Annotated in this window: 10 protein-coding genes; 3 read left to right on the plus strand and 7 right to left on the minus strand. The window is 56.3% G+C overall.

Annotated features, from left to right (window positions below):
- Window positions 1-85 precede the first annotated feature (85 nt).
- Window positions 86-3,973 carry an ATP-dependent RNA helicase HrpA gene (gene hrpA, locus V2S86_RS06440; protein ID WP_330761707.1) on the plus strand — a complete coding sequence of 1,296 codons (3,888 nt, stop codon included), beginning with the start codon at window positions 86-88 and terminating at the stop codon, window positions 3,971-3,973.
- Between the two features lie 32 nt (window positions 3,974-4,005).
- On the opposite strand, the gene V2S86_RS06445 is transcribed toward hrpA, so the two are convergent.
- Both V2S86_RS06445 and asr read right to left on the minus strand, forming a co-directional pair.
- On the minus strand, window positions 4,006-4,827 hold the full coding sequence (locus tag V2S86_RS06445; RefSeq protein ID WP_330761708.1) for a trypsin-like serine peptidase: 822 nt from the start codon (window positions 4,825-4,827) through the stop codon (window positions 4,006-4,008).
- 302 nt (window positions 4,828-5,129) lie between these two features.
- The gene (asr, locus tag V2S86_RS06450; protein WP_330761709.1) at window positions 5,130-5,423 is read right to left on the minus strand and encodes an acid resistance repetitive basic protein Asr; all 294 of its coding nucleotides are present in this window, start codon (window positions 5,421-5,423) and stop codon (window positions 5,130-5,132) included.
- Window positions 5,424-5,608: 185 nt separating this feature from the next.
- On the opposite strand from asr, the gene V2S86_RS06455 reads away from it, so the two are divergent.
- On the plus strand, window positions 5,609-6,514 hold the full coding sequence (locus V2S86_RS06455) for an alpha/beta fold hydrolase (protein WP_330761710.1): 906 nt from the start codon (window positions 5,609-5,611) through the stop codon (window positions 6,512-6,514).
- A 174-nt stretch (window positions 6,515-6,688) separates the two neighbouring features.
- Here V2S86_RS06455 and V2S86_RS06460 read toward each other — a convergent pair whose 3' ends face one another.
- The 4 genes from V2S86_RS06460 to folM all read right to left on the minus strand — a co-directional run bounded on the left by V2S86_RS06460 (window position 6,689) and on the right by folM (window position 11,075).
- Window positions 6,689-8,188 carry a carboxypeptidase M32 gene (locus tag V2S86_RS06460; RefSeq protein ID WP_330761711.1) on the minus strand — a complete coding sequence of 500 codons (1,500 nt, stop codon included), beginning with the start codon at window positions 8,186-8,188 and terminating at the stop codon, window positions 6,689-6,691.
- Window positions 8,189-8,252: 64 nt separating this feature from the next.
- A complete protein-coding gene (rstB, locus tag V2S86_RS06465) occupies window positions 8,253-9,557 on the minus strand; it encodes a two-component system sensor histidine kinase RstB (RefSeq protein ID WP_330761712.1) in 1,305 nt (434 codons plus the stop codon).
- Window positions 9,554-10,279: a two-component system response regulator RstA gene (gene rstA / locus V2S86_RS06470; protein WP_004945009.1), complete on the minus strand. Its 726-nt coding sequence runs from the start codon at window positions 10,277-10,279 to the stop codon at window positions 9,554-9,556. The genes rstB and rstA overlap by 4 nt, the downstream gene beginning before the upstream one ends.
- A gap of 73 nt (window positions 10,280-10,352) precedes the next feature.
- The gene (gene folM, locus V2S86_RS06475; RefSeq protein ID WP_212559974.1) at window positions 10,353-11,075 is read right to left on the minus strand and encodes a dihydromonapterin reductase; all 723 of its coding nucleotides are present in this window, start codon (window positions 11,073-11,075) and stop codon (window positions 10,353-10,355) included.
- A gap of 130 nt (window positions 11,076-11,205) precedes the next feature.
- Between folM and V2S86_RS06480 the strand changes: the two genes are divergently transcribed.
- A complete protein-coding gene (locus V2S86_RS06480) occupies window positions 11,206-11,613 on the plus strand; it encodes a hypothetical protein (RefSeq protein ID WP_330761713.1) in 408 nt (135 codons plus the stop codon).
- 37 nt (window positions 11,614-11,650) lie between these two features.
- Here V2S86_RS06480 and V2S86_RS06485 read toward each other — a convergent pair whose 3' ends face one another.
- Window positions 11,651-13,042, minus strand: a complete 1,392-nt coding sequence (locus V2S86_RS06485) for an amino acid permease (RefSeq protein ID WP_330761714.1) — start codon at window positions 13,040-13,042, stop codon at window positions 11,651-11,653.
- Window positions 13,043-13,224 lie beyond the last annotated feature (182 nt).

The raw sequence follows: 13,224 nt of genomic DNA on the forward strand, positions 1-13,224 counted from the left end.
GCGGCTAAAGCTGAAAATGTGCTAACACATCATTAAACCGTTGCTAAACCTTGATACGGCAGCGATGAAACAAGGAATACCGAACGTGAAATCTCCGCTCGCGGCATCCTCTGCCCAACTGGGCGAACTGATGCTCCGTGATCAACAACGCCTGCAACGTCGGCTGCAGGGCGCACGAAAAATCAAAAATCCCGATGCTCAGTTGGCGGTCGCCGCTGAAGTAGAAAGTGACATTGCGGCGGCGTTGCAGAAAGTGCAGGCGCGCGCTGCCTCTTGCCCGAAAATCTCCTATCCGGAAAACCTGCCGGTCAGCCAGAAAAAGCAGGATATTCTGAATGCGATTCGTGACCATCAGGTCGTGATTGTCGCCGGTGAAACCGGTTCGGGGAAAACCACTCAGTTGCCGAAGATCTGCCTGGAACTGGGGCGTGGGGTGAAGGGGCTGATTGGCCATACCCAGCCACGGCGCCTGGCGGCACGCACCGTAGCGAACCGCATTGCCGATGAACTGGAAACGCCGCTCGGCGGCAGCGTCGGTTATAAGGTGCGCTTTAACGATCAGGTCAGTGAAAATACGCTGGTCAAGCTGATGACCGACGGTATTCTGCTGGCGGAAATCCAGCAGGATCGGCTGTTGATGCAATACGACACGCTGATTATCGATGAGGCGCACGAACGCAGCCTGAATATCGACTTTATCCTCGGTTATCTGCGCGAACTGTTGCCGAAGCGCCCTGATCTGAAAGTCATCATCACGTCGGCGACCATAGATCCGCAGCGGTTTTCGCGCCATTTCAATAACGCGCCGATTATCGAAGTTTCCGGCCGTACTTATCCGGTCGAGGTGCGTTATCGCCCGGTGGTGGACGACGCCGAGGATACCGATCGCGATCAACTGCAGGCGATTTTCGACGCGGTAGATGAACTCGGCCGTGAAGGGCCGGGGGATATCCTGATCTTTATGAGCGGCGAGCGTGAAATTCGCGATACCGCCGACGCGTTGAACCGTCTTGATTTACCGCATACCGAAGTCTTGCCGCTGTATGCACGGTTATCGAACAGCGAACAAAACCGGGTGTTCCAATCGCACCATGGCCGCCGCATTGTATTGGCGACCAACGTGGCGGAAACCTCGCTGACGGTGCCGGGCATCAAGTACGTCATCGATCCGGGCACTGCACGCATCAGCCGCTACAGCTTCCGTACCAAGGTCCAGCGTCTGCCGATCGAACCGGTATCACAGGCCTCCGCCAACCAGCGTAAAGGCCGCTGTGGTCGCGTGTCGGACGGTATCTGTATCCGCCTGTACTCCGAACAGGATTTCCTGTCGCGGCCAGAGTTTACCGATCCGGAGATCCTGCGCACCAACCTGGCGTCGGTTATCTTGCAGATGACGTCGCTCGGGCTGGGCGATATCGCCGCATTCCCGTTTGTCGAAGCGCCGGACAAGCGCAATATTCTGGACGGCGTGCGTCTGTTGGAGGAACTCGGTGCGATTAAAACGGCCGAAAATGGCCATTACCAACTCACCCCGCAGGGCCGCCAACTGGCGCAGTTGCCAATCGATCCGCGTCTGGCGCGCATGGTGCTGGAAGCGCAAAAGAGCGGCAGCGTGCGTGAGGTGATGATCATCACCGCCGCGTTGTCGATCCAGGATCCGCGAGAGCGGCCGATGGACAAACAGCAGGCGTCGGACGAGAAACACCGCCGCTTCGCCGACAAAGACTCGGATTTCCTGGCCTACGTTAACCTGTGGGACTACCTGAAAGAGCAGCAAAAAGAGCACTCCTCCAGCCAGTTCCGTCGGTTGTGCCGCAATGATTTCCTTAACTATCTGCGGGTGCGCGAATGGCAGGATATCTACACCCAGCTGCGCCAGGTGGTGAAAGAACTGGGGCTGCCGATTAACAGCGAGCCTTCCGACTACCGCAGCGTGCATACCGCGTTGCTCACCGGGCTGCTGTCGCACATCGGCCAGAAGGATGCCGACAAGCAGGAGTTTACCGGCGCCCGCAACGCCCGGTTCTCGATCTTCCCCGGCTCCGGCCTGTTCAAGAAGCCGCCGAAGTGGACGATGGTGGCCGAACTGGTGGAAACCAGCCGTCTGTGGGGCCGCATCGCCGCGCGCATCGAACCTGAGTGGATTGAACCGCTGGCCCAGCACCTAGTGAAGCACAGTTACAGCGAACCGCACTGGTCGAAATCCCAGGGCGCGGTGATGGCCAGTGAAAAAGTGACGCTCTTTGGGTTGCCGATTGTCGCCGCGCGGCCAGTCAATTACAGCACTATTGATCCGCTGCTGTGCCGTGAGTTGTTTATCCGCCATGCGTTGGTGGAAGGCGACTGGCAGACGCGGCATGCATTCTTCAGCGCCAACCTGAAGCTGCGCGCCGAAGTGGAAGAGCTGGAGCATAAATCGCGTCGTCGTGACATTCTGGTGGATGACGAAACCCTGTTCAGTTTCTACGACCAGCGCATTCCTAGCGATGTGGTGTCCGGGCGTCATTTTGACAACTGGTGGAAAACCGCCGGTAAACAAAAAACGGATCTGCTCAGCTTTGAAAAAGAGATGCTGATCAAGGACGGCGCCAACAAAGTCAGCGCGCTGGATTATCCGAATGCCTGGCACCAGGGCAATCTCAAGCTGCGTCTGACTTACCAGTTCGAACCGGGCACCGATGCCGATGGCGTTACGGTGCACATTCCTCTGCCGATTCTCAACCAGATTGAAGATCAGGGCTTTGAATGGCAGATCCCGGGTATTCGCCGTGAGTTGGTGATTGCTCTGATCAAGTCGCTGCCGAAGCCGGTTCGCCGTAACTTTGTCCCGGCGCCGAACTACGCCGAGGCCTTCCTCGGGAGGGTGACCGCGCTGGAGCTGCCGCTGCTGGATGCGCTGGAGCGTGAGCTGCGTCGCATGACCGGGGTGACGGTGTCACGTGAGGATTGGCATTGGGATCAGGTGCCCGATCATCTTAAAATGACTTTCCGGGTCGTCGGCGAAAATCACAAAACCTTGCTCGAAGGCAAAGATCTGACGGCGCTGAAGCTGCAACTGAAGGATAAAGTGCAGGAGACGCTGTCGGCGGTGGCGGATGACGGGCTGGAACAAAGCAATTTGCATATCTGGAGCTTCGGCAAATTGCCCGAGTTTTATGAGCAGAAACGCGGCGGCTACTCGATGAAAGCCTACCCGGCGCTGGTGGATGAAAAAGACAGCGTGGCGATCCGCCTGTTCGACAGCGAGCAGGAGCAGCAACAGGCGATGTGGCAGGGTACGCGCCGCCTGCTATTGCTGAATATTCCTTCTCCAATCAAGTATCTGCACGAAAAGTTGCCCAACAAAGCCAAGCTGGGGCTGTATTTTAACCCTTATGGCAAGGTGTTGGATTTGATCGACGACTGCATCTCGTGCGGTATCGACAAGTTGATTGCCGAACATGGCGGGCCGGTATGGCAGGAAGATAACTTCGCGCGCCTGCAAGAGTTGGTGCGCGGCGAGTTGAATGAAACGGTGGTGGGGGTGGCCAAACAGGTCGAACAAATCCTGACCACGGTATTCAACATCAACAAGCGGCTGAAGGGCCGGGTAGACATGTCGTTGGCGCTGGCGCTGTCGGATATCAAAAACCAGCTTGGCGGCCTGATTTATCGTGGGTTCGTCACCAACAACGGCTGGAAGCGCCTGCCGGATACGCTGCGGTATTTGCAGGCGATTGAACGCCGGCTGGAGAAGCTGGCGATTGATCCGCACCGCGACCGCGCGCAGATGCTGCGGGTGGATCAGGTGCAGCAGGCGTGGCAACAGTGGCTGAACAAGTTGCCGCCGAAACGGCGGCAGGATGACGAAGTGAAAGAAGTACGCTGGATGATCGAAGAGCTGCGCGTCAGCCTGTTCGCCCAGCAACTCGGTACGCCTTACCCGATTTCGGACAAACGCATCATGCAGACTATCGAGCAGCTTTCAGCTTAAAACAAAGAGGGGTCAGCATGCTGACCCCGTCGTTATTTTCCTGCTGCCAGCGCGTCCAGCGCATCGCGAATGCCGGTCACTGCCAACGCGCGGTTATCGGCACGGTAACGGTCTTTGGCCGCCGGCGCGGAGCTTTGAATGGCGATCAACGACCAGCCGTCCGCGGTTTTCAGCAGCAAGGGCGAACCGCTGTCTCCGGGCAGGGTATCGCACTGGTGCGACAACACGCCCTGTTGCGCCCAACCCGTCACTTTACAGTTCTGGTGGCTGTAAAGATCGTCCAGATGGTCTTCCGGGTAACCCGCTTGGGTAATCAGCCGTTTGGCCTGTTTCATCGCCAGAGTCAGCGCTTTGCTGTCGCCTTGCCACAGCGGCAGAGGTTTAATCGGCAGCGGTTTTTTATCCTTCAGACGGATCAGCGCAAAGTCATAGGCTGCGGCAGCCGGCGGCACAATCCAGCCCTCGCCGTCAGGCTTGAGTTTTTTCCCCAATTTGCGGTCGACCAAGGTTTCAATATTGTCGGTCTGGTATTTCCAGCTTTTATTGCCGGCCACAAAGCGCAGGGAGATGGCTTTATCCAGTTGACCTGGCGGTGCCAGTACGCAATGGCCGGCAGTCAACGCCAGATGAGGGGAGATCAGTGTGGCGGTGCACAAGTTGCCGCTGGCAGTTTCTACCTGGCCAATCGCCTGCCAGGGCCAACCCTCGGTTTCTGTGACTTTTATCCGTTCATCCTTGCCAAAAAACAAGCGGGTTTGCTCAGCCGTCGACGTGTCGGATGGGCTGTCGGCCCGTGCCGAGAGGGGGAGTGCGAGCGGGAATGAGCACAGCAACAGCAAAACGGTTATGCGCATAGGTCTCTTGCCTGGCAAATACGAATCATCCATAAACACACAGAATGCTAACTATAGACTGATTTAGCTATTGTGTAGATGGGCAGTGATTGATTTTTCGATAATTTATAACCGAGGGGGATCGGCGGCTACAAATAAAAGAAGGTGGCGATCAACCCGCACAGGATCAGGGCGATCAGAATGATTTCAAATAAGTAGCGGCGCAGCATTGATGAGAACCCCCGATGAAAAAACACCCGGCTAACCGGGTGTTGGACAAATCAATTCTGGTCTGGTGAGGGGAACCTCACATCAGATTGCTGTTACGCCGCTTTTTTATGGCTGGCTTTTTTGTGGTGTTTTTTGGCTGCCTGGGCTTTCTGAGCCGGGGCTTTTTTAGCGGTGGCTTTGTGATGCTTTTTAGCCGCCTGAGCTTTTTGAACTGCCGCTTTCTTCGCGTGATGTTTTTTCACGTGAGTGGTTTTAGCCGGTGCAGCAGTCGTAGTGGTAGCTGTCGCCGCAGGGGCGGTAGTGGTGGTGGTAGCCGCGTCAGCAGCGAAGGCAACAGAAGACAGACCCATTGCAGCGGCAACAACCAGAGCTAATACTTTTTTCATCGAAGAATCCTCAAATTACTTGTCATGTATCAAGCCCACTGCGGGGCCGGTGTTAAGATAGTAGGCAAATGGCGGAATGCTTTCCGTGAGTGATTGGTTTCGGCGTGTAACCTAATGTACAAGCCGTGAGAGATAGCCTGCGGCCGCTATGATGCGCGGCTCCACAACGCAAAAAGGGACAGCAAATGAACGATATCGCAATCCGTCGTGGGCTCACCGAGCAGGGTGAAGTTCCGATAGCTTACGAAGACTGGGGCAATATTGCTCATCCGCCGCTGCTGTTGATTATGGGCATCGGTGCGCAAATGTTGCTGTGGCCGGATGAGTTCTGCCGTGCATTGGTGGAAAAGGGCTTTCGGGTGATTCGCTTCGATAACCGCGATGTCGGCCTGTCCGGCAAGACGCAGGGCAAAAGATCGCAGCCCTTGTGGCTATTGATATTACGGGCTCAGTTGGGCTGGCAAACGCGGGTGCCGTATTCGCTTGAAGACATGGCGAAAGACGCGGTGCATTTGCTGGATCACCTGCAAATCGCTCAGGCGCACGTATTGGGTGCCTCGATGGGCGGAATGATTGCGCAGGTGCTGGCGGCTGAATATCCGCAACGGGTAAAGGCGCTGACCATTTTGTTTTCCAGCACCAACCAACCATTATTGCCGCCGCCGGCACCTTCGTTACTGAAACTGTTGCTTCGTCGCCCGCCGGCAAATGCGACGCCGCAACAGCAATGCCAGTCTCTGAAAGAGGGGCTGCGCGCATTGGGTAGCCCGGCCTATCCGGTAGAGGACGCGGAACTTGATACGCTGGTAAGGCGGTTATTAAAGCGGGGGATGGATGCCGAAGGGCTGCAACGTCAATTATCCGCGTTACTCGGCAGTGGCGATTTGCGGCGTTACAGCCGCCGGATCACGGCGCCGACGCTGGTGATCCACGGCAATGCCGATCGCATGGTGCGTAAAGCCGGCGGTGTCGCCGTCGCCAGAGCGATAGCCCATTCGCGACTGCAGGTCATCCCGAATATGGGCCACGATCTGCCACCTCAGCTGCGCCCACAATTGGTCGAGATGATCAGCGCGCACGCGGCGCGGTAGCCCGGTCACCGTAGCGATACGGTGGTCTTTCCGGTTATTTTAGTTACAACATACATATGTAGAGCAGCCAACCCGCACTCTGTAACCACGGTGTCGCAAGTAAAGGCAGTGCTCTATAGAAGGGTATCGGTCACGCAGGCGAGAAAGGCACGGGCATACCCGTGCCTGGGGGCGTTACAGGTAGCGATTTTCCAGATGCTGACGGAAATAGCGCGGGTTTAACGCTTCGCCGGTCGCCTTGGTGATCAGCGCATCGGTAGAGAAGCGGCTGCCGTGATGCCAGATATTCTGTTTCAGCCAGTGGAACAACGGGTTCAGGTTACCTTCGGCGATGTCATTGCTCAGCGAGGGCAGCGCTTCGCGCACGCTGTGGAACAGTTGCGCGGCATACATCGCGCCGAGCGTGTAAGTCGGGAAGTAGCCGAAAGCGCCGTCGGTCCAATGAATATCCTGCATGCAGCCGTTGCGGTAGTTACCTACGGTGTCCAGGCCGAGATAATCGCGCATTTTTTCGTTCCACAACGCAGGGATATCCTCCACTTCGATATTGCCTTCGACCAGGGCCTTCTCTATTTCATAGCGCAGGATTACATGTGCCGGGTAACTCACTTCGTCCGCATCCACACGGATCAGGCCGGGTTTGACGCGTTGATTCAGGCGGATGAAGTTGCTTTCTTCCAGCGCCGGCTGCTCACCGAACTGCTTGATAATCAAAGGGCGCAGAATTTTCAGGAAATCGCTGCCACGCGCCAACTGCATTTCAAACAGCAGGCTTTGCGATTCGTGGATCGCGGTAGAACGCGCCTGCGCCACCGGTTGGCCCAGCCAATCACGCGGCAGGTTTTGCTCGTAACGTGCATGGCCGGTTTCGTGGATAATCCCGAGCAATGCGGTATGGAATTCTTTTTCATTGTAGCGGGTAGTGATGCGCACATCTTCCGGCACGCCGCCGCAGAAGGGGTGAGCGCTGACGTCAACACGGCCACCGTCGAAGTTGAAACCGAGCAGTTTCATCACGCTCAAGCCCAGTTGACGCTGGTCATCGACCTTGAACGGGCCTTCGGGAACGAGGCAGGGCTCCTGAGCCTGTTTGGCTACCACTTTTTGCAGCAGGTCGGGCAGCCAGGTTTTGAGGTCGCCAAAAATACGGTCGATATCGCTGCTGCGCATACCCGGTTCATACAGGTTGAGCAGGGCGTCGTAACGGTTGGAACCTGCCGCTTCAGCGCGGATCTGCGCTTCCTGACGGGTCAGTTTGACCACGTCACGCAGGTTCTCCGAAAATCCTTCCCAGTCGTTGGCTGGGCGTTGAGAGCGCCAGGCGTGTTCACAGCGGGCACCGGCCAGCGATTTAGCCTCAACCAGCGATTCCGGCACCAGTACGGCGTTGTCGTATTGGCGGCGCATTTCCAGCAAATTGGCCTGGTCAAAACCATCGAGCGTTTCCTGCTGCGCACGTTCAAACAGATGGCCGGTTTTTTCCGCCGTTAGAATCTGGTGTTGCAGCACGCTCAGTTCGGCCAAGGCTTCCGAACGCGCTCTGTTGCCGCCCGGCGGCATCATGGTCTGCATATCCCAGCCGGCAATGGCGGAAAGGTGGCCGAAGCGCGACAGCCGGGTGAAAATGGCGCGCAATTCGTGGTAGGCGGATGAAGGCGAATGTGCAGATGTCATTGTTTGGCTTCCTATTATTGTGAGCCGGATAACCTGATCGTTCCATCAGTTGAGCTGATGGAGGTTACACCGGCTCTGCTTTTAAATTGAAAGTGGGTTTCACTGGCCAGCAGAAACGGAAACTGGCTCCGCCGAGTGAGCTGGCGTCTACGTAAACCTGGCCCTGATAAGCGACGGCGATTGAATGAACAATCGCGAGGCCCAGCCCGCAGCCGCCGGTGGCGCGATCGCGACTGGGATCGAGACGCACGAAGGGTTCGAACACGCGTTCGCGTTCTTCAGGTGGAATGCCCGGTCCGTCGTCTTCTACCTGCAGGCAGGCGGCGTCGCCGTCAAACCACAAGCCGATACGCAGGCGTTGCTCGCTGTAGCGCAAGGCATTGTTCACCAGATTGTCCAACACCCGCTCCATCAGCCGTAAATCGACACCGCCAAAATCCCCGACATGCGGAATATCCAGCTGGATTTCGCGCTCGGGATGGATCAGGCGCATATCCTCTACTTTATCTTCCAGCCACTTGGGCAGATCGAGCGGCTCTATGTTCAGCGCTACCTGCGGACGATCCAGCCGAGCGTAAGTCAACAATTCGTCTATCAGCGATTCCAACTGACCGATATCGCGGTTTAGCGCCTGTTGTTCGCTATCGGAAAGGTTATCGCTCATTGCCAGCCGGTAGCGCAGCCGCACCAGAGGAGTGCGCAATTCATGGGCGATACCGTCTATCAACTGCTTTTTACTGGCAATCAGGGTATTGACGTTGTCCGCCATTTGGTTGAATGCCACCCCCAGACGATTCAGGCTGGAGGTCGGGTCGAAATGGGTACGCTCATCCAGATGCCCCGCGCCAAGGCGCTGAGCGGCATTCTCCAGCTTGAGCAAATCCTGCCAGTGCGGGCGCATCCATAAAAATACCGGCAACGCCAGCGACATGCCGATAAACACCAGCAGCGCCAGATCCAGCAACCGCATCTGGTGCAAATAAAACAGATAAGGAATGGGGCCGACCACCAACACATAATGGCTGCGCGGAATGCGCTGCATAAAGGTGTATTGATCGTCGAGAGCGATAATCTCGCCGAGGCGTAGCCGTTTTTTCAGATCCTCACTCAGATCCTGTTTGCCGAGCGGTTCGATGTGCAGCTTGAACGACAGGTTCAAGTCCAGCGTCGCGATGGTCTTGTTCCAGTCTTTCAACGGAATTTCCCGCAGCTCGCTGCGCATCAGGTACAGCGAACTTTTCATCAGGTCGTCCATGGACTGGCGGCCGGCGCGTTCGGCCGTGACCTTGTACACCAGGCCCACCAACATCGCCATCACCAGAAAGCAGACGAACAGCAGCAGGAAGAACTGCACGAAAAGCTTTCTCATTGCTGCACGAACTCCCAGGCATTTGGGGCGAACAGATAACCTTTATTGCGCACGGTTTTGACGCGGAACGGTTCCAGCGCATTGTCGTACAGTTTGCGGCGCAGGCGGGAAATCGCCACGTCGATGCTTCGATCAAGACCGTCGTAGCTCACACCGCGCAAGTTTTGCAGCAACGCTTCGCGGTCCATGATCTGGCCGGCGTGGGTAGCCAGCTCCCACAGCAGATCGAAATCCGAGGTGGATAGGGTGATCACCTCTTCGCCCAGCGTCACCTGGCGATTGACCGGATCGATGCATAACAACCCGAAGTGCAGCGCGTTGTGTTGGGTGATCGGTTGCGTTGACTCTTCCTTGGGATGATTGCCATGCTGGCGCAGATGTAAACGCAGCCGCGCCAGTAAAACCGCCGGCGGCGTGGTTTTCAGAATGTAATCGTTGGCGCCCATTTCCAATGAAAGGATATGGTTCATATCGCTGTCGAGCGAAGTGAGCAAGACGATCGGCCCGGGAAAGGTCGGGCGCAAATCGCGGCACAGCGTCATGCCGTCTTTTCCGGGCAGCATAATGTCGAGCAGGACCAGGTCCGGCAATTCTTGCTCAATGCGAGCCTGGGCGCTGTCGCCACGCGGCTCAATCAGCACTTCGATATCGTGCTTGCCCAAATAGGCGGCAATCAGCTTGCCGACTTCCGGATCGTCTTCCACAAAAACAATTTTATGCATATTCAGCGGTTTTATAAGAATAACGGAGTTCAGCATAACGCGGGGCTCAGCGATACGCCATGCACATCTTTGCCTAGCGCAGGGGCCGCCCTCCGTCCACACCATGAGTGCGGCCGGTGACATAACGGCTGTCCAGCAAGTAATTGACCAGGTTGACCACTTCGCTTTCACCCGGAGCGATTTTCATCAGCGACTTTGCCAGCGCCTGCTGACGATAAGGCTCATCGTCGCCCGGATTGAAAATAATCAATGCCGGTGCGATGGCGTTGACCTTGACTTCCGGTGCCAGTTTGCGGGCGAAAGAGCGGGTCATGTTGTCGAGCGCGGCCTTGCTGGCAGCATAAGCGATATGCTTGTCGCTGCCTTTCTCCACTACATAGTCGGTCAGATGGATAATATCGGCGCCTGCCTGCCCCTGGCCAAGCAGACAGGGCTCCAGTAACTGATTCAACAGATAAGGGGTGTAAACGTGGATTTGCAGCATCGCCGCCATAACCTGCTCCGGTGGCACTTCCGCAGACTCAGCCTGCCAGGCGCTGGCGTTGTGGATCACTGCACGCAGTTTCGGTGCGGCCTGACGGACCCGCTCGGCAAAGCGGTAAATGCCTTCGTGGGTCGAAAAATCGCCCTGAATGCACGTTGCCCCCAGTCTTTTCAGCTCTTTCAACGCCGGATAATCGCTACGATAGGCAATGATTACGGGGATGTCGCGTTGCAGGAAGGACCTGGCCAATGCCAACCCAATCCTGCGTGCGCCGCCTGTGATCAGCACCGGCGCTGAGTTGTGATGTTCCATTGATTAAAGCTCCTGGACAGACTGGCAAACAATAGGGGAATTATGCCATTATACGTCGGAAATTCGTTAAAGCTTCGCATCGATTATCCATTTCAGGATGTAATACACTGGCAATGAGAGGAAGGAAGGGATGAACAGCAGTCACCTTGCATCCGTCGCGCGCAGTGAGAAAATCTGCTTTGATTACATGGATTTTCTGTCCGCATCGTGCAAGAAGCACTGGCGCTTTGTTGATGCAATCTATGGTGTGATGCCATTTTTTGGCATGGTATTGAAATCTCAGGCTTGCGCTTCGCAAACGCGAAAAGAGCAGTTGAAGGAACTGGCGCTGCAGGTGGTATCCACCCAGGTCAGCGACGAAACCAATATCGTGCGCCTGATCGATCTGGCGCAGCAGCAGGGGCTGGCAGTGTTCGACATTAAACTGCCGTATGCGCTGGACCAACAGCAGTTGGCGGCCATTCAGCAAGAGTGCGTTGAGGGGGTGAGCATCTCTCAGGTAGAGGAACGCATGACCATTACCCTGCGCGCATCCTGAGGTAATTGACCGGGTGGTTCCACCCGGCCGCTTTTCACTACTGCAACATAAACCAGCCGGCCGGTATCGTGGCCACCAGTAACAGCAAAATGCTACTTTTCTCCAGCTGATTCAGCAGCTTGATATCTTCATGCCCACGTCTGGCATAGATAAACACCAGTAACCCCGGTGCATACAACAGCACCGACATCAACAGATGCATCAACCCTGAAGCATACAGCAGCCAAATGCCATACAGACAAGCGCCGGTGGCGGCGAACATCAGTCGTTTGTCCTGGCGGCGCAGCGCGACCTTGAACAAGAAAGCGCCGACCAGGAAGTAAGGCACCAAAATCATTTCCGAGGCGATAGTCAGCAGCGAATTATAGTTGCTGCCGGTCAGCCAGATCACCACCAGCGCGAACTGCACTGCAATATTGGTCAGCCATAGCGAAGCCGAAGGCGCGTGATGTTTGTTCTGCTTGCGGAATATTTTAGGAAAAGCACCGTGCTGGGCGGCCAGCAGCGGCACTTCAGCGGCCATGATCGTCCAGCTCAGATAAGCGCCGCATACCGAAACGATCAGGCCGGCGGCGATAATCACATCCCCCCAGGGGCCAATCAGATCGACCATCAGCACTGCCATCGAGGGATTGCGCATCCCGGCCAGTTCACTGCGCGGTACCACCCCCAACGACAACAGGGTCACCAGCAGATACACCGTCAGCGCGGAGAGCACCGCCAGCATGGTTGCACGGCCCACATCTTTTTTATGGCGTGCCCGCGCGGACACCACCACCGCACCTTCCACGCCGATGAATACCCACAGGGTAATCAACATGGTGTTTTTAACCTGTTCCCACACCGGTTTACCGAGCGCGACGCCGTGAAAATCCAGAGTGAATACGTCCATTTTGAACGCAATGGCTGCCAGTACGGCAAACAGCCCAAGGGGCAACAGCTTGGCCAGTGTTGCCGCTAGGTTGATGCTGGCGGCGGTTTGCACCCCGCGTAGCAGCAGCGCATGAACGACCCACAGCAGCAACGATTCCGCCAGCAGCGCCTGCCAGGTATTGCCGTCACCCAAAATGACCTCGCCGCCGCGATCGGTAAACAAGCTCAGCGCGGCAAACACGATCACCAGATAAGAGACGTTGGCGATCACCGCACATAGCCAATATCCCCAGGCGGAACAGAAGCCCACCAGCTCACCGAAACCCTCTTTTGCATAGGTGAAGATCCCGCCGTCCAGATCGGGCCTCAGGCGGGTGAGCAACAGCATGGCGAAAGCGAGAAACAGGATGCCGACACCGGTGATCGCCCAACCCAGCAGCAGTGCGGCCGGGCTGGCGACCTGCGCCATGTTTTGCGGCAGGCTGAACACCCCGGCGCCCAGCATGGAACTGAGCACCAATGCGGTTAACGCGGTAAGACCTAGTTTTTTTTCCAATGACGGATCCTGAGCGCAGAATAAACAACTGTAAGAGAACTGCCTGGCAGTAACAACGTAATGACAATTACTGAACAAATAGACAATAGCCCTAAAAACAGGCGCAAATTCTACGGATGGATCGTTACGGATGCAATGATTGAATATGCGGAATTTACAAAAAATTATTCAACCGGTGGGGC

It is taken from the genome of Serratia sp. C2(1) (genome assembly GCF_036352655.1).
Classification (GTDB): domain Bacteria; phylum Pseudomonadota; class Gammaproteobacteria; order Enterobacterales; family Enterobacteriaceae; genus Serratia; species Serratia inhibens.

What these genes read in the sequence shown, in the direction of transcription:
- V2S86_RS06445 (WP_330761708.1), bottom strand. Translation starts at nt 4,827, where the DNA reads ATGCGCATAACCGTTTTGCTGTTGCTGTGCTCATTCCCGCTCGCACTC.
- asr (WP_330761709.1), bottom strand. Translation starts at nt 5,423, where the DNA reads ATGAAAAAAGTATTAGCTCTGGTTGTTGCCGCTGCAATGGGTCTGTCT.
- V2S86_RS06455 (WP_330761710.1), top strand. Translation starts at nt 5,609, where the DNA reads ATGAACGATATCGCAATCCGTCGTGGGCTCACCGAGCAGGGTGAAGTT.
- V2S86_RS06460 (WP_330761711.1), bottom strand. Translation starts at nt 8,188, where the DNA reads ATGACATCTGCACATTCGCCTTCATCCGCCTACCACGAATTGCGCGCC.
- rstB (WP_330761712.1), bottom strand. Translation starts at nt 9,557, where the DNA reads ATGAGAAAGCTTTTCGTGCAGTTCTTCCTGCTGCTGTTCGTCTGCTTT.
- rstA (WP_004945009.1), bottom strand. Translation starts at nt 10,279, where the DNA reads ATGCATAAAATTGTTTTTGTGGAAGACGATCCGGAAGTCGGCAAGCTG.
- folM (WP_212559974.1), bottom strand. Translation starts at nt 11,075, where the DNA reads ATGGAACATCACAACTCAGCGCCGGTGCTGATCACAGGCGGCGCACGC.
- V2S86_RS06480 (WP_330761713.1), top strand. Translation starts at nt 11,206, where the DNA reads ATGAACAGCAGTCACCTTGCATCCGTCGCGCGCAGTGAGAAAATCTGC.